Raw genomic sequence first — 24,623 nt, 5'->3', positions numbered from 1 at the left:
TAAGTGGCCGTTACCGCAGCACTGGATATGTACTCCGACCAAAAAGCTCCAGCGCCCGACACATAGCTTTCGCGAGCAAGCCCGCTCCCACATTTGGACCGCATACACCTGCCAAAGCTCGAGCGCCTGCGGAAAAAGGCTATCGCAGGCAAGCCAGCTCCCACAAAAGACAGCTCCCACAAAAACCAACCCCATACAAGCCAGCTCCAACAGTGTCAGAACGTCTGGCCCAGATTCAGATACACCGCCTTCTGATTATCATCGTTAAACCCATAGCTGAAATTCAGCGGCCCCAACGGCGTATCAAACCCCAGGAAAATACTCGCAGCGTTGATATAACCGCTGTCGAACTCATTGTCGTTGTTCCACGCCCGGCCTCGCTCCAGGGAAGCCCCCAGGTACAGCGGGAAATCCAGCGGCAAGTACGAGCGCGGCGTCAGCCGGCGGTAGTACACCGCCCGCATCAGGCTGACGTTCTGCCCAGAAATCGCATCTTCACGAAAGCCTGACAGCTGCCGCGCACCCCCCAGCAGAAAGCTGGAAATAACCACATCAGACTTATCCAGCGTACGCCCGTAGCGCCCGCCCAGCACCAAAGTGTCCGGGCCATTGCTCATGGCCTTGTCCAGTTTGAACTCCCACTGCCGGTAGCGCTGGTCGGAACCCAGCCCCGGTTCGAATTCACGGTAGGCCAGGCCGATGTCTTCACCGCTGTGGGGGAAGTACACGTTGTCCAGGGAGTCGAAGGAGTACTTCAACTCGTAGAAACCTTCACTGAAGCTCACGCTCGGCAGGTCGCGATCACCGATGCGCACATCCGCCTTGCCCCAGGCTTCACCGACACCAAAGCGGATCTCGCCGCTGTTGCCGATCTGGCGGCCCACGTTCAGGCCGAAACCGTAGCGTTCCAGGCGGTATTCGGAGATGGGGTCGTTGTCCAGGATCAGCTCGACGTTCTGCGCCTGCGCGCTGATATAAGGTGCGACGAAGTACCGCGAGCCCGTGTCCATCGGTTGGTAGAACTCGCTGTACAGCTCTTGTCGGTCACCGATCTGTACCCGCGTCAGCCATTCGGCCCCGAGGCGGTTGATGCCATTCATGCGGTAGCTGGCGCCGAGGTTGAAAGCGCTGTCGCCGCGCATGTCGTCCGACAGGTTCAGGCCCAGGCGCAGGTAATCGGTGCCGCTGCGTTTGCCCCGTGCGCTGATGACCAGGGTGTTGTCCTGGCCTTTCTTGATCACGCGGTATTGCACCTGCTCAAAGTAATCCAGGCCATACAAGGTGCCCATATCGGTTTGCAGGCGCCCCAGGTTCAGCGGTTCGCCCAGGGGTTGGCGGATGTAATAGCGGATCACGTCTTCGCTGACTTTCGAGTCGTTCTCCACGGTGATGGCGGTGATCACCGGCGTGCGCTCGCCCGGTGTGCGCGCCGCCACCAGTTGCGGGTCGACCGGCTCTGCGGGGCGCAGGTGGGCCAGGCGCAGGTCGAGGGCGCGGGTGGCGCGGTAGCCGGCGTCGATCATCTCTTTGGCACGGCCGAAATCGGTCACACCGAACGCCGCCAAGGGCGGCTGGATCAGTACGTCCTTGGGGTGCAGGGCCTTGAGTTGTTCCTCGGAATTGCTGCGGGTCATCAAGGTGATGGATTGGTTGAGCACATCCACCACCGTCGCCAGTTGTTTGCGCGAGCGCAGTGGGGTGCCGATGTCCACCACAATGGCGATGTCCACGCCCATCTCCCGCGCCACATCCAGCGGGATATTGTCGGTCATGCCGCCGTCCACCAGCAGGCGGCCGTCCAGCTCCACCGGGGCAAACACTGCCGGGATCGACATGCTGGCGCGGATCACCTGGGGCAGGTGGCCCTTGCTGAACACGACCTTTTCGCCGGTGGTGATATCGGTGGCTACGGCGCGGAACGGGATCGGCAACTTGTCGAAATTGCGCGTGTTGCTGCTGTGGGCGAACATGCTTTCCAGCAGCAGTGCGAGGTTCTGGCCCTGGATCACGCCCAGTGGCAAGCCCAGGCTGCCGTCGTCGCGAAAGCTCAGTTTTTGTTTGACCAGGAAGTCGCGGTCATCCTGTTTGCGTCGAAACGGTACGTCTTCCCGTGGCGGCGCGTCGGACAGCGCCTGTTGCCAGTCGATGCTCAGGGCCAGTTTTTCCAGCTCGTCGATCTTGTAGCCCGACGCATACAGCCCGCCAATCACCGCGCCCATGCTGGTGCCGGCAATCGCATCGATGTGAATGCCTTGCTCCTCCAGCGCCTTGAGCACGCCGATGTGCGACAGGCCACGGGCGGCGCCGCCGGAGAGCACCAGGCCGATTTTCGGGCGTGGGGTTTCGACGGCTTGGGCGAGGAGGGGCAGCAGGCACAGCAACAGGCAGGACAACAGGCGGCGCATCATGAATCTCAAGGCTCGGCGTTAAAGGCCGCTATTATAGCCACCCGATCAGCCGAGCCCGTTACCCCAGGAGCCTCTCAAGTTATGTCCATGAACAAGCCCGAGATCGTCATCACCTATTGCACCCAGTGTCAGTGGCTGCTGCGGGCGGCGTGGCTGGCCCAGGAGCTGCTCAGTACGTTTTCGGATGACCTGGGCAAAGTGTCGCTGGAACCGGCCACCGGCGGTGCGTTTCGCATCACCTGCGATGGCGTGCAGATCTGGGAGCGTAAACAGGACGGTGGCTTCCCGGAAGCCAAGGTACTCAAGCAGCGGGTGCGTGATCAGATCGACCCGCAGCGCGACCTCGGGCACAACGACCGCACGCAGTGAAGGTCACCGCTCCAGGGGAACGGTGACCGGGACGCTGCTACTTGGCGGCCATCTTCTGCTTGATGAACCCGACAACCCACGTCAGGACCAGGCCGCCGAGGCCACCACCGGCGATATTGGTGCCCACCGTTGCTACGTCCAGTGCCGCGCCGTCGGCTGTGCCGGTGAACTGCGCAATGACCTGGCCCAGGACCAGGCCGCCCACACCGCCGAGAAAGGTGTTGAGCCCGGTCCCCAGGCTCTGCTTGGTCATGCCGGCCAAGTTGCCGCCGACGGCACCGCTGATGATCTGCACGAGCAAGCTGATAAGTGTTTCCATGATGAAACCCCTGCATAGCGTTAATGGAGTGACCACTCGCTTGCAGCAACTTCAAACGTCAGGGCTGTCGTCGAGAAGTCTTTATCCGTTGAACGACGACAGACTGTTGCGGATCGCCAGAGTATAGATCAGGCCGTTGCCGCCGGCTGTTTGGCCTGGCTGGCGCTGCCCATCAGTCCCGAAAGCACGATGGCAAGGATGATCAGCGCGCCGCCCAGGAGCATGCGCAGCGTCGGGGTTTCGGCGAACAGCAGCCAGGCCACGGTAATGCCGTAGACCGGCTCCATCGCAAACACCACCGACGCGGTACGCGCCTTGATCACCGCCAGGCTGGCGACAAACAGGCTGTGGGCCAGGCCGGTGCAGAACACCCCCAACAAGCCGATCCACAACCAGTCAAGGCCGCGCACATCCGCCAGCCCGGGGGCTGCAACCGGCAACAGCAACGCCGCGACCACCACGTTCTGGCACAGCGCTGCCTGCACGGCGGGAATCCTCCCGGAGCTGGCGCGATTGTTCAGCGACAACAAGGAGAACAACAGCCCCGAGGCGATGCCCCACAACAGGCCGCCGGTGGCTTCGCTGGCAAGATTGAAGTCCGGGGTGACCAGCACCAGGCCGATGCTGACCAAGACCACCAGCAGTACTTCGTTGGCGCGGATGCGCTCGCGGAAAATCAACCCTTCGAGGATCACGGTAAACGCCGGGAACGCGGTAAAGCCCAAGGTAGCGACCGCGACACCGCCCACCTTGACGGCCATAAAGAACGTCACCCAATGCGCCGCCAGCAATACGCCGCTGCCCAGTAGCCGGCGCCAGTCGCGGCTTTGCAGTTGTTTCCACGGAGCATTGCTGGCGAAGCGTGCGAATACCGCCAGGGCGAGCACGGCAAACGCGGCGCGGCCAAACACAATAATGGCCGGCGAGGCGGCCGCCAGCTTGCCGAATACGCCGGTGAGGCCAAACATCAATGCGCCGATATGCAGGGCGCCGAGGGCTGAACGGGGAGTCATTGCGATCCTTGAACGTACGGGGTGACGAAAAACCCAGTCTAGAGGGTGGCAGGCCTGGGTGTCTGTCGTCGGGCTCGCGCTGTTTGTCGCGGGACTCTTGCTACGGTGCGCGACGCAGCTGACCGGGGGAGGCGCCGAATTCCCGCAGCATCGCGGCGGCGAAGGCGCTTTGCGAGCTATAGCCGACGCGCTCGGCGATTTCACCGATGGGCAGCGGTGTTCCGCGCAACAGGTCGAGGGCCATGTGCAGGCGACGGCTGCGGATGTAGTCCATGGGCGTCTGCCCGCATTCGGCCATAAACCGCGCGTGCAGGCGAGCTGGCGACAGGTCGGCGATGCGCGCGAGGTCGGCGACCTGCAACGGGTGGGCAGCGTGGCGCTCGATGTGCACATTGAATGCGGCATACGGCAGGCGTTTGCCCGGCAGGGGCATGGCCTCTTGCGGTTGGTTGAGGCTGGCGAGCAGCAGCACCGCGCCTTGCTGCACGATCAGCGGGTCGTTCACCGGGCTGTGCGCGAGCCACTGCACCAACTGGTGTTGCCGGGCGTCCAGGGCCAGGCGCGTCGGTTGATCGAGCAAGCGGCGACTGGCATCCGCATGCTCCCCCAACGACTGCATCACCCAGTGTTCGGTGGGCACGTCCAGCACCAGGCAGCGGCTGCCATCGCGGCTGTCGCAGACGTGGTGGGCGGAGTAGGGCAGTACCATCACGCTGCTTTCACGCACCTGGCTGCCACGGCCCTCGACCTCGAAGTCCAGGTGGCCGGACAGGCCGAACACCAGCTGCGCGTGGTCATGGCTGTGGTCGATAGGCGCTTGGGTGTAATGGCGTAGCGTGAGGATCGGTCTCATCGCGGTCTCCTGGGCAGGCTGTCGCAGTCTACAACGCTTTGCGGGCCCTGAGCGCTGTCATCAGACTGACGCACAGTTGTCATGGGCTATTAATCGCCTTGGCGCAAGCTCGCAAAAACAGCGTCGAGGGATGCCCATGACCAGTGCCGAGTTCACCAAGCCCAGCCGCAAGCAACGGGTGCGTACCCTGTGGATTTCCGATGTGCACCTGGGCACCCGGGATTGCCAGGCGGAACATTTGTCGCAATTCCTCAAGGGTTACCACGCCGACAAGGTCTACCTGGTGGGTGACATCATCGACGGCTGGAAACTGCGCGGCGGCATGTATTGGCCCCAGGCTCACACCAACGTGATCCGCCGCCTGCTGACCATGGCCAAGCGCGGCACCGAGGTGATCTACGTCACCGGCAACCACGACGAATTCCTGCGTCGCTATTCCAAGCTGATCCTCGGCAATATCCAGTTGGTGGATGAAGCGGTGCACGTGACGGCAGACGGTCGGCATCTGCTAGTGATTCACGGTGACCAATTCGATGTGATCACCCGCTACCATCGCTGGCTGGCATTCCTCGGCGACTCGGCCTACGAGTTCACCCTTACGTTGAACCGCTGGCTGAACCACTGGCGTGCACGTTACGGCTATGGCTATTGGTCGCTGTCGGCTTACCTCAAGCATAAGGTCAAGACGGCGGTGAACTTCATCAGCGATTTCGAAGAAGCCATCGCCCACGAAGTGACCAAGCGCGAGCTGCACGGGGTGGTGTGCGGGCATATCCACCATGCGGAGATTCGCAAGGTGGGCGAGGTGGATTACCTCAACTGCGGGGATTGGGTGGAGTCGTGCACGGCGTTGATCGAGCACTGGGATGGGCAGATCGAGTTGTATCGGTTGGCGGATGCGCAGGCGAAAGAGGCGCAGCTCAAGGCTGAGATGGTTGCTGGCTGAAAGGTTGTACTCGGTCCAAATGTGGGAGCGGGCTTGCTCGCGAATGCGGTCTTTCAGTCACAGTATCATTGACTGACCCACCGCTTTCGCGAGCAAGCCCGCTCCCACATTTAGATTGGGTTTCTTCAGTTGGAGACGTCGGCGATCGCTTCGGCCAGCAACGCCAGGCGTGTCGCATCAATCCCCGCCACATTCGCCCGCCCCGAATTGACCATATACACGCTGTGCTTCTCGCGCAGTTGTTTCACTTGATCGGCACTCAAACCGGTGTAGGAAAACATCCCACGCTGCGCCCCGATGTGCGCAAACCGCTCGGCCAATCCGTGGGGCGCCAAGGCCTCTACCAACCCGGAGCGCAGGTGCGCAATCCGCGAACGCATGGCTTCCACTTCACCGCTCCACAATGCCTTCAGCTCGGCATCACCCAGGATCGTCGCCACCACCGCCGCACCATGATCCGGCGGCGTTGACCACAAATTACGCGCGATATTCGCCAGTTGGCTGCGCACGTCGATCAGCTTCTCGGCATCCGCTGCACACACGATCAACGCGCCGACTCGGTCGCTGTACAGGCCGAAATTCTTCGAGCACGAACTGGTGACCAGCACTTCCGGCAACTCGGCCGCAAACAGGCGCACGGCCCAGGCATCTTGCTCCAGGCCGTCGCCAAAGCCTTGGTAGGCAAAGTCGATCAGGGGCAGCAACTGGCGCTCGCGCACGATCTGCAGCACTTGGCGCCAGTCGTCCTGGGACAGGTCAAAACCGGTCGGGTTATGGCAGCAGGCGTGCAGCAGCACCACGTCGCCCTTGGGCACGGTGGCGAGGGTGGCGAGCATGGCCGCCACATCCAGGCAGTTGTCCGCGCCCACGTAGGGGTAGTGACTGACCTTGAGGCCGGCTTTGGCAAAGATGCTTTCGTGGATCGGCCAGGTCGGGTTGCTCAGCCACACGCCACGGCCCGGCAGGCTGTGGGCGATGAAGTCGGCGCTCAGGCGCAGGGCGCCGGTGCCGCCTGGGGTCTGGGTGGCGCCGGCGCGGCGGGCGTGGATCAGTGCCGAGTCGGCACCGAGTACCAATTGGCTGATCAGTGTGCCGAAGGCGGCGTTGCCGTGGCCGCCGATGTAGGTCTTGGTGGTTTGCGTGTCCACCAGGCGCTGTTCGGCCAGCTTCACTGAGCGGGGAATCGGCGTCAGGCCCTGGTCGTCCTTGTAGACGCCGACGCCGAGGTCGAACTTGTTCGGGTTGCTGTCCTGGGCATACAGGTCCATCAGCCCGAGGATCGGGTCGCCGGGCACGCGGCCAATCGCATCAAAGTGCATTACTTGCGGCCCTCGGCGTCCTTGGCCACTTCATCGGTGCGGGCGGCCATGATGAAGTCGTTGCGGTGCAGGCCTTTGATGGAATGGCTCCACCAGGTCACGGTGACCTTGCCCCACTCGGTGAGCAGGCCTGGGTGATGGCCTTCGGCTTCGGAGATGTCACCCATGGCATTGGTAAACGCCAGGGCGAACTTGAAGTTCTTGAACAGGAAAACCTTTTCCAGCTGCATCACGCCATCGCGTACTTCGATGTTCCAGTCGGGGATCTGCTTGATCAGCACCGGCAGTTCTTCATCGCTGACTTGTGGGGCATCGGCGCGGCAGGCTTCGCAGTGGGCTTGGTTCAAGGTGGTCATGTGAAAGGGTCCTGAATTCGAATATTTGAAGGTCAGTGGCGTCACCCTAAAGCAACGCGGGGCCGGGGAACAGACTCACCTGGCCCTAAAAACTGAGGTTTAGGCGGCTTTGGGCTTGGGCGGGAATTTCGGCGCGTGCAGACCCAGCTGCATGCCGCGTTCGACCATGCCCATGATGTCTTCCTGCGCCACTTCGAACAGGCGCTTGAGCTCTGGCAGCACGAAGTACAAGGGTTGCAGGATGTCGATGCGATACGGCGTGCGCATCGCTTCCAGCGGGTCGAAGGCCTGGTGCTCGGGTTCGGCGGACAGGCTGTACACCGTCTCCTTGGGCGACGACAAAATGCCACCGCCGTAGATGCGCAGGCCTTGGGGCGTGTCCACCAGGCCGAACTCGATGGTCATCCAATACAGCCGCGCCAGGTAGACCCGTTGCTCTTTGCTGGCCGCGAGGCCGAGCTTGCCGTAGGTGTGGGTGAATTCGGCGAACCAAGGGTTGGTCAGCAGCGGGCAGTGGCCAAAGATCTCGTGGAAAATATCCGGCTCTTGCAGGTAGTCCAGTTCTTCACGGGTGCGAATAAAGGTCGCGACCGGAAATTGCTTGTTGGCGAGCAGTTCGAAGAAGGTCTGGAAGGGAATCAGCGCGGGAACGCGGGCCACTTGCCAGCCGGTCGTCTCGGCCAGCACTTTGTTGATCTCGCCCAGTTGCGGGATGCGGTCGTGAGGCAGGCCCAGCTTGTCGATGCCGTCCAGGTATTCCTGGCAGGCGCGGCCTTCGATCACTTTCAACTGGCGCGTGATCAGGGTGTTCCACACCGCGTGTTCTTCCGGCGGGTAGTGGATAAAACCTTGCGCATCGGGCTCGCGGGCCACGTAGTGCGTCTGCTTCATACGGCTCTCCTGCTAGGCATTCGTTCTTGTTATGTCCTGCGATGCCTCTATTGATACCCCTTGTCGGGCGAGACTCCATCCGTGTTTCAGGCTGGAATGTGGGAAAAGTTACTAGTTTTCGTAAAGTATTCGTTACGGTTGGCGCGCCAGTCGTTGCAATGGGCTGGGAAAAGGTCACTAGCTGTCACATAATCTTGACGACTATCTGCGCCCAGCGACAAAAAGACGCGGCGCCTACCTATTTTTCGAGCCTCTTCATGCGTATCAAAGTGCACTGCCAGAACCGCATTGGCATCCTGCGAGACATTCTCAACCTGTTGGTGGAGTACGGCGTCAACGTCGCCAAGGGCGAGGTCGGTGGTGAGCATGGCAACGCCATTTATCTGTTTTGCCCAAACCTGGTGAATATGCAGTTCCAGGCGCTGCGCCCGCAGTTCGAAGCGATTGCCGGTGTATTTGGCGTGAAGCGTGTAGGGCTGATGCCCAGTGAGCGCCGGCATATGGAGCTCAATGCGTTACTGGGGGCCCTGGAGTTTCCGGTGCTGTCCATTGACATGGGCGGCTCCATCGTCGCCGCCAACCGTGCGGCGGCGCAGTTGCTCGGGGTGCGGGTGGACGAGGTGCCAGGCATTCCGCTGTCGCGCTATGCCGAGGACTTCGACTTGCCGGAACTGGTGCGCGCGAGCAAATCGCGGATCAACGGCCTGCGGGTCAAGGTCAAGGGTGACGTGTTCCTGGCGGACATCGCGCCGCTGCAATCCTCTGAACACGATGACAGCGAAGCCATGGCCGGCGCCGTGCTGACCCTGCACCGTGCCGACCGCGTCGGTGAGCGTATCTACAATGTGCGCAAGCAGGAGCTGCGTGGTTTTGACAGCATCTTCCAAAGCTCCAAGGTCATGGCCGCCGTGGTTCGTGAGGCCCGGCGCATGGCGCCGCTGGATGCGCCGCTATTAATAGAAGGTGAAACCGGTACCGGCAAAGAGTTGTTGGCGCGTGCCTGTCACTTGGCCAGCCCGCGTGGGCAGTCGCCGTTGATGGCGCTCAACTGCGCCGGTTTGCCGGAGTCGATGGCCGAGACGGAGCTGTTCGGCTACGGTCCGGGTGCGTTTGAAGGTGCACGGGCCGAGGGCAAGTTGGGGTTGCTGGAGCTGACGGCGGGCGGGACGTTGTTTCTGGATGGTGTCGGGGAAATGAGTGCGCGTTTGCAGGTGAAGTTGCTGCGCTTTTTGCAGGACGGCTGCTTTCGGCGTGTGGGCAGCGATGAAGAGGTGTACCTGGATGTGCGGGTGATTTGCGCGACCCAGGTGGACTTGTCGGAACTCTGCGCCCGTGGCGAGTTTCGCCAGGATCTTTATCACCGCCTCAACGTGTTGTCGCTGCATATCCCGCCGCTGCGCGAATGCCTGGATGGTTTGGCGCCGTTGGTTGAGCACTTCTTGGATCAGGCCAGCCGGCAAATTGGCTGCCCGCTGCCTAAGCTCGCACCCGCTGCCATGGATAAGCTCAGCCACTACCACTGGCCGGGCAATGTGCGGCAGTTGGAAAACGTGCTGTTCCAGGCCGTGTCGTTGTGCGAGGGGGGGACGGTGAAGGTCGAGCATATTCGGTTGCCGGACTATGGGGTGCGTCAACCGCTTGGCGATTTTTCCCTGGAGGGTGGCTTGGAGGACATTGTCGGGCGGTTCGAAAAGGCGGTGCTGGAAAGTTTGTACGCCGAGCATCCGAGCAGCCGCCAGTTGGGCAAGCGCTTGGGGGTTTCCCATACCACCATTGCCAACAAGTTGCGGGATTACGAAGTGATCAAGGTGGAAAAGTAGAGCGCAGTTAAAAGTGTGGGAGCTGGCTTGCCTGCGATAGCGGTGTATCAGTGAAGTAGATGCTGACTGATTCACCGCTATCGCAGGCAAGCCAGCTCCCACCTTTGATCCTCGTTGTTTTCAAGACCGGGGCTTGCCGCAGGCGGCAGTAGTCCGCCGTTTTTTCGACTCTTACCCCGCGCCCATTTCCCGCCGCCTTCCCGCAAACCCTTGCTCCGCTTGCATCTCGCCCTCTTTTAGAAAGTTGGTTCGCAAATTGCTTAAGCCTCATCAGCACAGCGGTGGGCGGCAAACGTCCGTCAGAAAGAGGATAGAGCGTGGACAAGTACCTTTATGTGGCAATGACCGGCGCCAGCCAGAATGCTCTGGCGCAGAAGGCCCATGCCAACAACCTGGCGAACATTTCCACCAATGGTTTCCAACGTGACCTGGAACAGGCGCGTTCGATGCCGGTGTTTGGTGACAGCTTTCCGGCGCGGGCGTTTGCCCTCACCGAACGCCCGGCCACCGACTTCAGCCCTGGCGCAATGATTGAAACCGGCCGTGACCTGGACGTGGCTGTCAGCGGCGACGGCTGGATGGCCGTGCAGACCCCGGATGGCGGCGAAGCCTACGTGCGCAGCGCGAGCATGAACGTCGATGCGCTGGGCGTGCTGCGCGCCGGCAACGGCATGCCGATCATGGGCAACGGTGGCCCGATTGCCGTGCCGCCCCAGCAAAAAATCGAAGTGGGCGCCGACGGCACCATCAGCATCCGCGCCATGGGCGAAGGCCCGCGCGTGATGGCTGAAGTGGACCGGATCAAGCTGGTGCAGCCCGATCTGAAGAACATGACCAAAGGTCTGGATGGCAGCATCCACACCAAGGACGGCCAGCCGGCCCAGGCCGATGCGGGCGTCAAGCTGACCTCGGGTTTCCTGCAGGCGAGCAACGTGAATGCGGTGGAAGAAATGACCGCAGTGCTGGCGCTTTCCAAGCAATTCGAGCTGCACATCAAGATGATGAACAGCGCCAAGGAAGACGATCAGGCCATGACGCGCGTCATGGCGATGACCTGATTGCAACCCACTAACTAATTTGTGATGCGGCGCCAACAAACAGGCGCACGAAGGAGAACAACATGCTTCCGGCTCTATGGGTTGCCAAAACCGGTCTGTCCGCCCAGGACACCAACCTGACCACCATCTCCAACAACCTGGCCAACGTGTCGACCACGGGTTTCAAACGTGACCGTGCCGAATTCCAGGACCTGCTCTATCAGATCAAGAAGCAGCCGGGCGCCCAATCGACCCAGGACAGCGAACTGCCGTCGGGCCTGCAACTGGGTACGGGGGTGGCGATTGTCGGCACCCAGAAGAACTTCAGCGCCGGTAACCTGCAACAGACCGGCCAGCCGCTGGACATGGCCATCAACGGCCGTGGGTTCTTCCAGATCCTGCAACCGGATGGCACCACCTCCTACACCCGTGACGGTACTTTCCACCTGGACTCCAACGGTCAGATGGTTACCGCCAACGGTTTCGCCCTGGAACCGGCCGTGATCGTCCCGGCCGATGCCAAGACCTTCACCGTCGGCAACGACGGCACCGTGTCCATCACCGTGGCCGGCAACCCGGCGTCGCAAGTGATCGGCAACCTGCAAACCGCCGACTTCATCAACCCGGCCGGCCTGCAAGCCATGGGTAACAACCTGTTCCTCGAAACCGCCTCCAGCGGCGCGCCGCAAATCGGCACCCCTGGCCTGAACGGTTTCGGTACCACGCTGCAAAGCACCCTGGAAACTTCCAACGTGAGCACGGTTGAGGAGATGGTCAACATGATCACCACCCAGCGCGCCTACGAGATGAACTCCAAGGTGATCTCCACCGCCGACCAGATGCTCTCGTTCGTCACGCAGAATCTGTAATCAAGTCTATGGGGCGCCCTTGAGGGCGCCTGCAACACCGTGAGGTAAGGGTCATGAATCGCTACGTTTCTGTTCTGGCATTGAGTGGGATCACCGTGCTCGCGGGCTGTGTCGCCCCGACGCCGAAACCCAATGACCCGTACTACGCGCCGGTGTTGCCACGCACGCCGTTGCCGGCGGCGGCCAACAATGGCTCGATCTACCAGGCCGGTTTCGAACAGAACCTGTACAGCGACCGCAAGGCGTTCCGGGTCGGTGACATCATCACCATCACCCTGAACGAGAAGACCCAGGCCAGCAAAAACGCCAACTCGCAGATCGGCAAGACCAGCAAGACCGGCATCGGCCTGACCTCGCTGTTTGGCGGCGTGCCCAACACCAACAACCCGTTGGGCAGTGGTGACTTGAGCCTGGAAGCCGGCTACAGCGGCGACCGTGCCACCAACGGCAAGAGCGCGGCGGGGCAGGGCAACAGCCTGACCGGTTCGATCACCGTGACCGTGGCCGATGTGTTGCCCAACGGCATCATCGCCGTGCGCGGTGAAAAGTGGATGACCCTCAACACCGGCGACGAGCTGGTGCGGATTGCCGGCATGGTGCGTGCCGATGACATCTCCACCGACAACACCGTGCCGTCCACGCGGATTGCCGATGCGCGCATTACCTATTCGGGTACGGGTTCGTTTGCCGATGCGAGCCAGCCGGGCTGGTTCGACCGTTTCTTCCTTAGCCCGCTGTTCCCTTTCTAGGTGGCCATTTTGAAACTCAAACAGCTGATGGTGGCGGCCTTGTTGCTGTCCCTGAGCGCCGTCGCCCAGGCCGAGCGCCTGAAAGACATCGCCAGCATCTCCGGCGTGCGCTCCAACCAGTTGATCGGCTACGGCCTGGTGGTGGGACTCAATGGCACGGGTGACCAGACCACCCAGACCCCGTTCACCCTGCAGACCTTCAACAACATGCTCTCGCAGTTCGGCATCAAGGTGCCGGCCGGCTCGGGCAACGTGCAGCTGAAAAACGTCGCGGCCGTGTCCATCAGTGCCGACTTGCCGGCGTTCTCCAAGCCGGGCCAGGTGGTGGACATTACCGTGTCCTCCATCGGTAACTCGAAAAGCCTGCGCGGCGGCACCTTGCTGATGACCCCGCTCAAAGGTATCGACGGCAACGTGTATGCCATCGCCCAGGGCAACTTGGTGGTGGGCGGTTTTGACGCCGAAGGCCGCGACGGTTCGAAGATCACCGTCAACGTGCCGTCCGCCGGGCGCATTCCTGGCGGCGCCACGGTGGAACGCACCGTGCCCAGCGGCTTCAACCAGGGCAACAGCCTGACCCTGAACCTCAACCGTTCCGACTTCACCACCGCCAAGCGCGTGGTGGACAAGATCAACGACATGCTCGGCCCTGGCGTGGCCCAGGCCATCGACGGCGGCTCGATCCGCGTGACCGCGCCGCTGGACCCAAGCCAGCGTGTGGACTACCTGTCGATCTTGGAAAACCTTGAAGTCGATCCAGGCCAGGCCGTCGCCAAAGTCATCATCAACTCGCGCACCGGCACCATCGTGATCGGCCAGAACGTCAAGGTGTCGCCGGCAGCGGTGACCCACGGCAGCCTGACCGTGACCATCACCGAAGACCCGATCGTCAGCCAGCCCGGGCCTTTGTCCAATGGTCAGACGGCCGTGGTGCCGCGCTCGCGGGTGAATGCCCAGCAAGAAGCCAAGCCGATGTTCAAGTTCGGCCCCGGCACCACCCTGGATGAGATTGTCCGCGCGGTGAACCAGGTGGGCGCAGCGCCCGGCGACTTGATGGCGATCCTTGAAGCCCTGAAACAGGCCGGCGCGTTGCAAGCCGACCTGATCGTGATCTGAGGCCATGGCCATGGATATGCGCAAGAGCGGGATCAGCAGCACGGCGGACTCGGGGTCGTACTCCGACTTGAACCGGCTTAACCAGCTCAAGGTCGGTGCCGACAAGAACAGCGAAGGCAACATGCGCAAGGTGGCGCAGGAGTTTGAGTCGCTGTTCCTGAGCGAGATGCTCAAGTCGATGCGTTCGGCGACTGAGGCGTTGGGCAAAGACAACCCGATGAACACGCCGGCAGCCAAGCAATACCAGGAAATGTACGACCAGCAACTGGCGGTATCGATGTCCCGCGAGGGTGGCGGTATCGGCCTGGCCGACGTGCTGATGCGCCAGATGCAGAAGAACAAACCGGTGGAAGCCCAGGCGGCCACCTTGCAGGGCCCGGCAGCGGCTGAGCCGGCGAAGAAAGTGGATGTGCCGACGGAAATCGGCGCCGGCACTCAGGCCGAGGGGCCGCTGGGTCGCTCCAATGGTCAGCGCCCACTGTGGGCGTATCGCGTGGCTGAGCCACAGGCCGGCGCTGCCGCATCCCACAGCAATGACATGGAACTGATGAACCAGCGCCGCATCGCCTTGCCGAGCAAGCTGACCGACCGCCTGCTGGCCGGCATCGTGCCAAGCACTGACACCAACGTCGCCAAGGCCGCGCCACTGCGTAACAGCGCCGCTGAAGACAACGTAATCAACAGCACCACGCGCAGCTTTGCCGTGCCGAGCGGGCGCATGCAGGTCTATGGCCGCGCTATTGCCCAGCCACCGCTGGCACCGGCGAAAAAAGCCTTCGGCTCCCAGGACGAATTTGTCGCCACCATGTTGCCGATGGCCAAGGCGGCCGCCGCGCGCATTGGCGTCGATCCGAAGTACCTGGTGGCCCAGGCCGCGCTGGAAACCGGTTGGGGCAAGTCAGTGATGCGCGCCGAAGACGGCAGCAGCAGCCACAACCTGTTCGGCATCAAGGCCGGCCAGAGCTGGCAGGGTGGCCAGGCCCGTGCAATCACCAGCGAGTTCCGCGATGGCGCGATGGTCAAGGAAACGGCGCAGTTCCGTTCCTACAGCTCCTATCAAGACAGCTTCCACGACCTCGTGACATTGCTGCAAAGCAATGATCGCTATAAAGAAGTTGTGAAGTCGGCCGACAACCCGGAACAGTTTGTACGCGAGTTGCAAAAGGCCGGTTACGCAACCGACCCAGACTATGCCAGCAAGATTTCGCAGATCGCCAAAACGATGAACAGCTACCAGAACTACGCTGCCGCTGGCGCAACCACACATTTATAAGGTCTGAATCATGAGTTTGCTCAGTATCGGGATGTCAGGGCTCAATGCCGCTCAAGGATCGCTGTCGGTCTTGAGTAATAACATTGCCAACGTCAACACCGCGGGCTACTCACGTCAGCAGGCCACCCAGAACGCCAGCGCGTCGAGCCAGTTCGGCGGCGTGTTCATCGGCAGCGGCACGACCCTGGCGGATGTGCGTCGGGTGTATAACGAGTATTTGGATGCGGCGTATCAGAACAGCACCGCGCTGAGCAGCGATGCCAATGCCTACCTAGGGCAGGTCAGCGCCATCGATAAAGTGTTGTCGGACAAGACCACCGGCATGTCTTCGGCACTGAGCTCGTTCTTTGCGACCTTGCAGACCGCGTCGTCCAACCCGAATGACCTGTCGGCGCGCCAGCTGCTGGTGTCCAACGCCAAGACGCTGAGCAACCGCTTCAACTCGATCTCCACGCAGCTGACCCAGCAAAAAGAAACCATCAATAGCCAGCTGAGCACCATGAGCGACCAGGTCAACCAATTGACCTCCTCGATTGCGTCGCTGAACAAGCAGATCTCCCAGGCCCAGGGCTCGGCGACCGCCGCGCCCGCGAATTTGCTGGATTCGCGCAACGAGGCCGTACGTGCGCTCAATGAGCTGATCGGCGTCACCGCGACAGAGAAGAACGGCCAATTCAGCATCAACACCGGCACTGGCCAGTCGCTGGTGGAAGGCGGGATTGCCAACACGATTTCGGCGGTGCCGAGCAAAGACGACAATAGCCAGTACACCATTCAGCTGAACGTCAATGGCACCGCCCTGGACATGGGCTCGGTGATCAGCGGCGGCAGTATTGGTGGCTTGTTGCGTTATCGCAGCGACGCCCTGATGCCAGCCATCAATGAGCTGGGGCGCTTGGCCATTGCGACTGCGGATACGATCAACAATCAGCTGGGCCAGGGCCTGGATCTGAACGGTGACTTCGGTACGTCGCTGTTCAAGGACATCAACAGCGCCACCGCCATTGCTTCGCGCAGCCAGGCGGCGGCGGGCAACAGTGCCGCGTCCAGCAACCTGAATGTGACGATCAACGACAGCAGCAAGCTGACGACCTATGACTACAAGATCACCTTCAGCGACAAGACCAACCCGAACATCATCACCGTGGAGCGCTCGGACGGTAAGTCGATGGGCAACTTCGACATCAGCTCCACCACCACGCCGGTGTCGTTTGACGGCGTAACCGTGACGCTCGATGGCAAAGGCACGATGAGCTATGGCGACAGCTTCAAGGTCAGCCCGACGGCCAACGGTGCCAGCGCTATCGGCGTGGACATGGCGGATGCCAACAAGCTTGCCTTTGCCGGCCCGCTGATCGGCGAAGGCGGCAAGACCAACAGCGGCACGGGCACCTTTACCCAGCCGACGCTGACGGCGCCACTGGATATCCATGGCGGCGCTGACACAGCGAAGCTGCGCACAAACATCGAAGGCTTGATGCCGGTGAAAATGGTGTTTGGCAAGCCGGCCGCCGACGGTACCCAGTCGTATACGATCAGCAACGCCCAGGGCAAGGCGATTGGCACCGGCACCATCGTGCCGGGGCAGGGCAACAAGATCACCGTCAACGTGCCCGAACTGGACGCTAGCGGTACGCCGATCCCGGGTTCGGGCTTCAAATTCGACACTACCATCAACGGCTCGCCGGCTGAGGGTGACAGCACCACGTTCTCGTTCAACAGCGCCGGCAAGTCCGACGGCCGCAACGCCCAGCAGTTGCTTGACCTGCAAACCAAGGCCACGGTGGGCATGGGCGACGGCAACGTCGGCGTGAGCCTGGTGGGTGCCAACAGCCGCCTGGTGTCCCAGGTGGGCGCGAAGGCCAGTCAGTCCAGTGTCGATGTGGCCGCGACCGGCGCCTTGCTGGCCGCCAACAAAGGCGCGCGCAACTCGGTGTCCGGGGTCAACCTGGATGACGAGGCGGGCGACATGATCAAGTTCCAGCAGTACTACACCGCGTCGTCGCAGATCATCAAGGCCGCGCAAGAAACCTTCACCACATTGATCAATAGCCTTTAAGGGAGTCTGGGACGATGCGTATTTCTACACAGCAGTATTTCGAAACCAGCTCCACCAAGTACCAGGAAAACTATTCCAGTGTGGTGAAAGCGCAGGACCAGGCCAGCTCCGGCGTTCGTGTACAAACCGCTGCGGATGATCCGGTCGCGGCCGCACGGTTGCTGATGTTGCAGCAGCAGAAAGACATGCTGGGGCAGTACAACACCAATATCGACACGCTGAAAAACTCGCTACAGACCGAAGACAGCGTGCTCCAGAACATCAACACGGCGATCCAGCGCGCCAGCGAGCTGGCGTTGAAGGCCGGTAACGTCGGGATCAGCGATGCTGACCGCAAATCGACCGCCGCTGAAATCGGTGCCCTGGAAGACCAGATCATGGGTCTGCTCAATACCAAGGATGCCAGCGGCAACTATCTGTTTTCCGGCAGCAAGACCGACACGCCGCCCTACGCGCGCAACAACGATGGCACCTACACCTATCAGGGCGATGACACCGCGCTGAACCTGCGGGTGGCGGAGAACCTGTCGGTCCCGATGGGCGATACCGCGAAGAAAATGCTCGAGACCTCGGCCAACACCGGTCGCACGCAGGCCACCCCGGTGCTGGTTCCCCCGGCGGTGGATGACGGCAAGGTTACGATCTCGGCGGGCCTGATTGCGTCGGGCGTCGATGTGAAGTTTGCTGACGGCCAGCCTTACACCCTGAAGTTCCTCAGCAGCACCCAGTACACCGTCAGTGACAGCACCGGCAAAGACATCACGTCTGAGATCGCGGGCAACGGCACCTTCGACTCCACCAAGGAAGGCGGTTCGACCATCAACCTGCGTGGGGTCAAGTTCGACATCGGCTTGAACCTGGGCAAAGACGTCTTGCCGGGCGCGCCGTCGGATGCGCTGGTCAAAGACCGCGAGTTCACCCTGGCGCTCAAGCCGGACTCGTTCAGTGTGTCGCGTACCGCGAGCAACCCAAGCGCGGCCCAGTTGACCGGTGGTTCGGTGAGTGACCCGGCGGCTTACGCCAGCACCTTTCCCAACGCCGGCCTGGTGGTCAAATTCGGTGCAGGTGGTAGCTATAACGTCTACGCGCAGCCGTACACGGCGGACAGCAAGTCCATCGCCAATGACACGCTGGCTGCGGGCGCGACCTCGATCACCGTGGCGGGCGTGACGCTGGGCGTGACCACCGCGCCGGCACCGGCAGACGGCGACCAGTTCCTGGTGGGCGCCACCAGCAACAAGAATGAAAACGTGCTCGACACCCTCAGCCGCCTGCGCCGCACGCTGGAGACCCCGTCGGATGGCAACCCGGCGGCACAGAAGGAACTCAAGGATGTGGTCGCCCGGTCCATCGGCAACCTGACCAACGCCTATAGCCAGATCGATCAGGTTCGCGGGGATATTGGTGCGCGCCTGAACACCCTGGATATCCAGAGTGCCGAAAACACCAGCCTGAGCCTGGCGAATGCCACCACCATGAGCTCGCTGGGTAACGTTGACTTCGCCGAAGCCGCCATCAACCTGAGCCTGCAGCAAACCATGCTGCAAGCCTCGCAGCTGGCGTTCGTGAAAATCTCCCAGTTGAGCCTGTTCAACAAGATGTAATCGGCCCGCTGCACAGCAACGGCCCAGCCTGGAAACAGGCTGGGCCGTTGTCGTTTGCGGGACTTAATTGTTTGAAGGTTTTGCAGAAAGCACACACAATTAGGTGACCTGCGGGTCATAAAGCGCATCTTCACTGTATCGTGTGAAAAGGATAAGTCGTCCCAGGCGCCTTGCGCAGCGGCTTTCAGCGAGTTCTTCATGGGGTTTGTCCCCTTTATTGTCACCACTTCGCGAGGCAGTTCGCGGGGTGTTCTCCAGCTATTTAGTATTGGGAAGCCACAATGATTGGCATAAAAAGCATCGCCAGTTACGTGCCGGCCGACGGCATCGATAACTACGCCCAGGGTGCCAAATTCGCCAAGGATGAAGAGTTCATCATTGGCAAGATCGGTTCGGCGTTCCTGCCGCGCAAGGAAGCTGCCCAGGAAACTTCCGATCTGTGTGTCGAGGCAGTCAACGCTTTGTTTGCCAACAACCCGGATCTGAAGCGCGAGTCCATCGACGCGCTGATCGTCGTCACCCAGAACGGTGACGAAGAGGGTTTGCCCCACACCGCCGCCATCGTCCAGGACAAGCTGGGCCTGCCGACTCACGTGGCCGCGTTCGATATCTCCCTGGGCTGCTCCGGCTACGTCTACGGCATCTACGCGATGAAGGGCTTCATGGAAGCCGCCGGCCTGAAAAACGGCCTGCTGATCACCGCCGACCCGTATTCGAAGATCGTCGACCCCGAAGACCGCAACACCACCATGTTGTTCGGCGACGCCGCCACCGCCACGTGGATGGGTGAAGACGCGCCTTGGCTGCTGGGCAAGTCGAAGTTCGGCACCGACGGTTCCGGCGCGCCGCACCTGAAGGTCAGCGACGGCGTGTTCTTCATGAACGGTCGCCAGGTGTTCAACTTCGCACTGCTCAAAGTGCCGGCGCATTTGCACGAGCTGCTCAATGAGTCGGACCTCAAGGCCGACGACATCGATGCCTTCTGCATTCACCAGGGCAGTGCGGCGATTGTCGATGCCGTGGCGCGCCGCTTTGAAGAGGCGCCGGTGGAGAAGTTCATCAAGGACATGGTCGAGACCGGCAACACCGTGTCGTCGAGCATTCCGCTGCTGCTGGAAAAGCACGTGATGGACGCCACCTGGAAGCGCGTGGCGATCAGCGGTTTTGGCGTGGGCCTGTCGTGGGGCTCGGCGATTCTCTATCGTCCGTGACGCTTTAACCGGCAACACAAAAAAACGCCGATGATCTCTCGATCATCGGCGTTTTTTATTTGGCGCCAGAAAAGCCAATGAATGCGGGGTTTTGCGCCTGTGTAAGCCCTTGAATTGCAAGGGGTGGCACCAAGCCAGCAAAAAAATCAAAAAAAAGACTCAAGCAACCGGCACACACGACGATAACTATTACGAAGGTTCTCTAGGCCACACCCGGCGGTTGCCAGGGCCGGAAGCCGCAGTATCCCATCCAACGAGGATTTCGTCATGGCATTATCAGTTAACACCAACATCACTTCCCTGGGTGTCCAGAAGAACCTGAACAAAGCTTCCGACGCTCTGAGCCAGTCGATGAACCGTCTGTCCTCCGGCCTGAAAATCAACAGCGCCAAAGACGACGCTGCTGGCATGCAGATCGCCAACCGTCTGAACAACCAGGTCAAAGGCCTGAACGTTGCCATCGCCAACGCCAACAACGGCGTGTCGATTGCCCAGACTGCTGAAGGCGCAATGCAAGAATCCACCAACACCCTGCAGCGTCTGCGTGAACTCGCCCTGCAAGCGGCGAACGGTGATAAAAGCGACGCTGACCGTGTTTCCCTGCAGCAAGAATTCACCGCTAAAGTGGGCGAGCTGAACCGTATCGCCAGCACCACTACCTTCGGTGGTCGTAACCTGCTGGACGGCTCGTTCCAGAACGTAGCTTTCCAAATCGGCGCCAACGCCAACGAGACTATCTCGTTCGGCATGACCGACATCAGCTCCACCGCGCTGAAAGGCAACTACAAAGAAGCTGCTGTAGATGGCAAGGCAATGGGTGGTTTGGCTGCTACTGCTACTGGTACCAACATTGGCGGGACGAAAGCTACCGTAACCGGCACACCTACGGCGGCGGGTACTGCAGCAACCGACAAGATCAGCATTAACGGTGTAGTAATTTCGCTGACAGCCACTGCTGCCACAGCCCTCGCCTCGGGCACAGCTGCTGCAGCAGAGATTAACAAGCAAACTGCCCTCACTGGTGTCACAGCTAAGGCTGATGCTACTAGCGGTGAGCTGACCTTGACTTCGAAGTCAGCCATCACTGTTGAGGAAACTGTCGCGGGCAGCGCTGCCAAGCTTGGTTTGACCGCTTCCGCTACCCCTGTTGCGGCAGTAGCGATTACTGGCGCTACCGTACTGGGTACTGCCGGCGCTATCACCGTGAACGGCAATGCTGTGACTTGGGACGATACCAAGACAATCGACGACGTTTTGGGCTTGGTCAAAGCACAGGCCGGCACTGGTGCCACAGCAGAGTTCAAGGACGGCCGTGTAATCCTGACCTCCGGTGAAGGTAAGGACATCAAGCTTGCTAACACTGATAGCGGTTCGCTGTCGCAACTGGGTCTGTCGGCTGGTACCACCCAGGCTAAACTGACTGCCGATACTTCCATCGACGTGAACGGCGTTGAAGTCAAGTTCAAGAAGGGTGACACCGCTGACGCGATCGTTGCTTCGATCAACAGCGCCAGCACCGGTGTTCAAGCCAGCAAAAACGCTGATGGCACCCTGAATCTGTTCGCTGACAAAGACATCACCATCAAGGACGGCAGCGCAGGCACTGGCCTGAAGGCTCTGGGTCTGGAAGCTGTCGCCACTGCCGGCACCAAAACCGCCGTGACCATGGAAACCAGCGTTTCCGACCTGAGCATCCTGACTGCCGCTTCTTCGCAGCAGGCTATCCAGGCTCTGGACGACGCCATGCAGCAGATCGACAGCCAGCGTTCGCAGCTGGGTGCCGTACAAAACCGCTTCGCCAGCACCGTGGCCAACCTGCAGAGCATTTCGCAGAACTCCTCCGCTGCCAAAGGCCGCGTAGAAGACGCTGACTTCGCTTCCGAAGCTGCTGAACTGACCAAGCAACAAACCCTGCAACAGGCTTCCACTGCGATCCTGTCCCAGGCCAACCAACTGCCATCCTCTGTTCTGAAGCTGCTTCAGTAATAGCGGTAGCGGTTAAATAACGGGAGGGTGCGTGCATAACGTGCCCTTCCGTTTTTTCAGTTTGGAGGTGATGACATGGACATGAGCATCAAGCTGAACACGCCGTACCCGGCTGCCGTAACTCAGCCCAGCACTGCACCTGTCGCCCAGGCCCAGCCTGCGGCCAACAGTGAAGCGAAAGTGCCGGCGAGCGAAGAGCCACAGCGCGTTGCGCTGGAAAAAGCCGTTACCGATATGCGTGAGTTTGTGCAGGCTTCACAGCGCAACCTGGATTTTTCCATCGATGACTCCACTGGCATAGTGGTCGTCAAGGTGATCGCCACCGACAGTGGTGAAGTGATTCGACAGCTTCCATCGGAGACCGCGCTGAAATTGGCGCAGAATTTGAGCGATGCCAGCAGCCTGCTGTTTGATAGCAAGGCTTGAGTTGGCACGAAACATGTTTCTGATAGCGGCATCGGCGCTTGAGCGCCAAAAAACGGCCGCTTCAGGACAAGGAGAATAAGCAGATGGCTAGTTCAACGATTTCCGGCCCAGGTTCGGGCTACAACACGCAAGCGATCGTCGAGGCACTGGTTGGGGCTGAAAAGGCACCCAAGCTGGCCCAGATCACCAGTCAGCAAAAAGACGCGACTATCAAGTTGTCGGCTGTCGGCTCGATCAAAACCGCGTTGGAAGCCTATCAGGCGGCAATCACCAAGTTGAACAACGTCTCTGCGTTCAACGGGCTTTCTGCCAGTTCCTCCGAAGAGAAGAACATCAAGGTCACCTTGGGTGACGGTGCTTCCAGCGGCAAGTACGAGGTAAAGGTCGATAGCCTGGCCACCGCCGCCAAAGTTACCAGCAAGGTGAATACGGACGGTGCCACGGGCAAGGCCAACAGCACTGACGAAGCGCAGACGTTGACCATTAACCAGGGCGACAAAAGCTACGACGTGGTGATTGCCGGCGGCGCTACCCTCAAGGAAGTGCGTGAAGCCATCAACACCCAGCTCTCGGCCCAGGGTATCAGTGCCAACGTGCTGAGCGACTCCAACGGCGCACGCCTGGTCCTGACGTCGACCAAGACCGGCGATGGCACCGATATCACCCTCAGCGGTGACTCGGAGCTTGCCGTCGGTTACGACCAAGGCAAGCCCCCGGCCAACGCCAAGTACAGCATCGACGGCGTCGCGATGTCGTCCGCCACCAACAAGATCGATTCCGCCATCAGTGGTGTGACCCTGGACTTGCTGGCCGTTGACTTGACCAAGCCGACCACCACCATCACCGTGGCCACCAATACCGACACCCTGAAGACCTCGGTGCAGTCCTTCGTTACCGCGTACAACGCGTTGACCACGGCAATCAACACCCAGACCAAGGTAACCGCCACAGGCGATGCGTCGACGACGGTTGCGGGCGCCCTGACGGGTGATGCGTCGATGCGTCAACTGGTCAACAGCATGCGTACCGAACTGACCAGCGGCTCCGGTGCGGGCAGCATGACCAGCCTGGCGCAGATGGGGATTACCACGGACCAGAAAACCGGCCTGTTGACCCTGGACGACAAGGCGTGGGACAAGGCCGTGGTCAAGGGCGCTGGCGATGTGGCCAAGTTCTTCACCGGCGACACGGGCTTGATCACCCGCATGAACAAAGCCACTGCCAGCTACGTCGGCACCACGGGCACCCTGGCGACGCGCGCCACCGACCTCAACAACAAGTTGACCTCGCTGACCACCGAATCCTCCGACCTGGACGTGCGCATGGAGGCCTTGAAGAAGTCCCTGAGCGCCAAGTACACCGCGATGGACACGATGATCGCGCAGATCAACGCCAGCAGCTCCAGCATCATGACCACCCTCAACTCGCTGAATAACGCGAAGTCGTCGTCCTGATTGATGGGGGCGCTCGGCGCCCCGCAGCAGGCTTTACCGGTGGTCTGGCGTATGACGCCTGGATTAAAGAATTTTGTGACGTGGTCGAAAAACTGGTTAAGCAAACCTATTCGACATGGCCAGTAACGAGGTAGCAACATGAACCCGATGAGAGCCCTTCGCCAGTACCAGAAGGTCAATTCCCACGCCCAAGTCTCCGAAGCCAGCCCGCACCGCCTGGTGCAGATGCTGATGGAGGGCGGTCTTGATCGCATGGCGCAGGCCAAGGGTGCATTGAGCCGTGGCGATATCGCTCAGAAAGGTCTGATGCTGGGCAAGGCGATTGAAATCATCTCTGGCCTGCGTGATGGCCTTGAGCCGGAAAAAGCTGAAGATCCAGCGTCGGTGCAGCAACTGGATGCGCTGTATGACTACATGAGCAACCGCCTGGTTGAAGCCAACCAAGTGAACGATGCCGACATGATCGACGAAGTCGCGCGGTTGCTGATTACCGTCAAGTCCGGCTGGGATGCCATCGCTCCACAATAAGGCCAAGCGCCTTGAGG

Annotated in this window: 22 protein-coding genes; 15 read left to right on the top strand and 7 right to left on the bottom strand. The window is 60.8% G+C overall.

Translation table 11 applies throughout. The annotated features are described in order from the left end of the window. Positions 1-215: 215 nt before the first annotated feature. The gene (locus DBR46_RS13140; RefSeq protein WP_124526540.1) at positions 216-2,405 is read right to left on the bottom strand and encodes a patatin-like phospholipase family protein; all 2,190 of its coding nucleotides are present in this window, start codon (positions 2,403-2,405) and stop codon (positions 216-218) included. 84 nt (positions 2,406-2,489) lie between these two features. On the opposite strand from DBR46_RS13140, the gene DBR46_RS13135 reads away from it, so the two are divergent. Continuing rightward, positions 2,490-2,777: a SelT/SelW/SelH family protein gene (locus DBR46_RS13135; protein ID WP_124526539.1), complete on the top strand. Its 288-nt coding sequence runs from the start codon at positions 2,490-2,492 to the stop codon at positions 2,775-2,777. Between the two features lie 37 nt (positions 2,778-2,814). On the opposite strand, the gene DBR46_RS13130 is transcribed toward DBR46_RS13135, so the two are convergent. From DBR46_RS13130 to DBR46_RS13120, 3 genes are all read right to left on the bottom strand, one after another. Continuing rightward, positions 2,815-3,096: a hypothetical protein gene (locus DBR46_RS13130; protein ID WP_124526538.1), complete on the bottom strand. Its 282-nt coding sequence runs from the start codon at positions 3,094-3,096 to the stop codon at positions 2,815-2,817. A gap of 128 nt (positions 3,097-3,224) precedes the next feature. Then, on the bottom strand, positions 3,225-4,109 hold the full coding sequence (locus DBR46_RS13125) for a DMT family transporter (RefSeq protein ID WP_124526537.1): 885 nt from the start codon (positions 4,107-4,109) through the stop codon (positions 3,225-3,227). Between the two features lie 100 nt (positions 4,110-4,209). After that, complete coding sequence (locus tag DBR46_RS13120) at positions 4,210-4,962, bottom strand: AraC family transcriptional regulator (protein WP_124526536.1); 753 nt, start codon at positions 4,960-4,962, stop codon at positions 4,210-4,212. Positions 4,963-5,098: 136 nt separating this feature from the next. On the opposite strand from DBR46_RS13120, the gene DBR46_RS13115 reads away from it, so the two are divergent. Beyond that, positions 5,099-5,908, top strand: coding sequence for a UDP-2,3-diacylglucosamine diphosphatase (locus tag DBR46_RS13115; RefSeq protein ID WP_124526535.1), 810 nt, complete (start codon positions 5,099-5,101; stop codon positions 5,906-5,908). Between the two features lie 125 nt (positions 5,909-6,033). Here the strand turns inward: DBR46_RS13115 and DBR46_RS13110 are convergent, their stop codons facing one another. The 3 genes from DBR46_RS13110 to phhA form a co-directional block, all read right to left on the bottom strand. After that, positions 6,034-7,227: an amino acid aminotransferase gene (locus tag DBR46_RS13110; protein WP_124526534.1), complete on the bottom strand. Its 1,194-nt coding sequence runs from the start codon at positions 7,225-7,227 to the stop codon at positions 6,034-6,036. Next, complete coding sequence (locus DBR46_RS13105) at positions 7,227-7,583, bottom strand: 4a-hydroxytetrahydrobiopterin dehydratase (protein WP_017735186.1); 357 nt, start codon at positions 7,581-7,583, stop codon at positions 7,227-7,229. The genes DBR46_RS13110 and DBR46_RS13105 overlap by 1 nt, the downstream gene beginning before the upstream one ends. Positions 7,584-7,682: 99 nt before the next feature. Continuing rightward, positions 7,683-8,474: a phenylalanine 4-monooxygenase gene (phhA, locus tag DBR46_RS13100; RefSeq protein ID WP_124526533.1), complete on the bottom strand. Its 792-nt coding sequence runs from the start codon at positions 8,472-8,474 to the stop codon at positions 7,683-7,685. 257 nt (positions 8,475-8,731) lie between these two features. On the opposite strand from phhA, the gene DBR46_RS13095 reads away from it, so the two are divergent. The 13 genes from DBR46_RS13095 to fliS all read left to right on the top strand — a co-directional run bounded on the left by DBR46_RS13095 (position 8,732) and on the right by fliS (position 24,606). Further along, the gene (locus DBR46_RS13095) at positions 8,732-10,294 is read left to right on the top strand and encodes a sigma-54-dependent transcriptional regulator (RefSeq protein ID WP_124526532.1); all 1,563 of its coding nucleotides are present in this window, start codon (positions 8,732-8,734) and stop codon (positions 10,292-10,294) included. A 317-nt stretch (positions 10,295-10,611) separates the two neighbouring features. Continuing rightward, a complete protein-coding gene (locus DBR46_RS13090; protein ID WP_124526531.1) occupies positions 10,612-11,352 on the top strand; it encodes a flagellar basal body rod protein FlgF in 741 nt (246 codons plus the stop codon). Positions 11,353-11,414: 62 nt separating this feature from the next. Next, complete coding sequence (gene flgG / locus DBR46_RS13085; protein WP_017735191.1) at positions 11,415-12,200, top strand: flagellar basal-body rod protein FlgG; 786 nt, start codon at positions 11,415-11,417, stop codon at positions 12,198-12,200. A 53-nt stretch (positions 12,201-12,253) separates the two neighbouring features. After that, positions 12,254-12,949 carry a flagellar basal body L-ring protein FlgH gene (gene flgH, locus DBR46_RS13080; RefSeq protein WP_124526530.1) on the top strand — a complete coding sequence of 232 codons (696 nt, stop codon included), beginning with the start codon at positions 12,254-12,256 and terminating at the stop codon, positions 12,947-12,949. A gap of 6 nt (positions 12,950-12,955) precedes the next feature. Next, positions 12,956-14,065 (top strand): flagellar basal body P-ring protein FlgI, encoded by a 1,110-nt coding sequence (locus DBR46_RS13075; protein WP_177414051.1) that lies wholly within the window; start codon positions 12,956-12,958, stop codon positions 14,063-14,065. Positions 14,066-14,069: 4 nt separating this feature from the next. Beyond that, positions 14,070-15,338, top strand: a complete 1,269-nt coding sequence (gene flgJ, locus DBR46_RS13070) for a flagellar assembly peptidoglycan hydrolase FlgJ (protein WP_124526528.1) — start codon at positions 14,070-14,072, stop codon at positions 15,336-15,338. Between the two features lie 10 nt (positions 15,339-15,348). Then, the gene (gene flgK / locus DBR46_RS13065) at positions 15,349-17,397 is read left to right on the top strand and encodes a flagellar hook-associated protein FlgK (protein ID WP_124526527.1); all 2,049 of its coding nucleotides are present in this window, start codon (positions 15,349-15,351) and stop codon (positions 17,395-17,397) included. Between the two features lie 14 nt (positions 17,398-17,411). Beyond that, positions 17,412-19,001 (top strand): flagellar hook-associated protein 3, encoded by a 1,590-nt coding sequence (locus DBR46_RS13060; protein ID WP_124526526.1) that lies wholly within the window; start codon positions 17,412-17,414, stop codon positions 18,999-19,001. A gap of 281 nt (positions 19,002-19,282) precedes the next feature. Beyond that, a complete protein-coding gene (locus tag DBR46_RS13055) occupies positions 19,283-20,212 on the top strand; it encodes a ketoacyl-ACP synthase III (RefSeq protein WP_124526525.1) in 930 nt (309 codons plus the stop codon). 267 nt (positions 20,213-20,479) lie between these two features. Continuing rightward, a complete protein-coding gene (locus tag DBR46_RS13050; RefSeq protein ID WP_124526524.1) occupies positions 20,480-22,198 on the top strand; it encodes a flagellin in 1,719 nt (572 codons plus the stop codon). 75 nt (positions 22,199-22,273) lie between these two features. Next, positions 22,274-22,624 carry a flagellar protein FlaG gene (locus DBR46_RS13045; RefSeq protein ID WP_017735199.1) on the top strand — a complete coding sequence of 117 codons (351 nt, stop codon included), beginning with the start codon at positions 22,274-22,276 and terminating at the stop codon, positions 22,622-22,624. An 83-nt stretch (positions 22,625-22,707) separates the two neighbouring features. Then, the gene (gene fliD, locus DBR46_RS13040; RefSeq protein WP_124526523.1) at positions 22,708-24,078 is read left to right on the top strand and encodes a flagellar filament capping protein FliD; all 1,371 of its coding nucleotides are present in this window, start codon (positions 22,708-22,710) and stop codon (positions 24,076-24,078) included. A 138-nt stretch (positions 24,079-24,216) separates the two neighbouring features. After that, the gene (gene fliS, locus DBR46_RS13035; RefSeq protein ID WP_026136596.1) at positions 24,217-24,606 is read left to right on the top strand and encodes a flagellar export chaperone FliS; all 390 of its coding nucleotides are present in this window, start codon (positions 24,217-24,219) and stop codon (positions 24,604-24,606) included. Positions 24,607-24,623: the final 17 nt, after the last annotated feature.

Source organism: Pseudomonas sp. KBW05, from assembly GCF_003852405.1.
Lineage (GTDB): Bacteria > Pseudomonadota > Gammaproteobacteria > Pseudomonadales > Pseudomonadaceae > Aquipseudomonas.
Note: the sequence above shows the minus strand (reverse complement) of the source record. Positions and strands in the feature narration are given on the sequence as shown.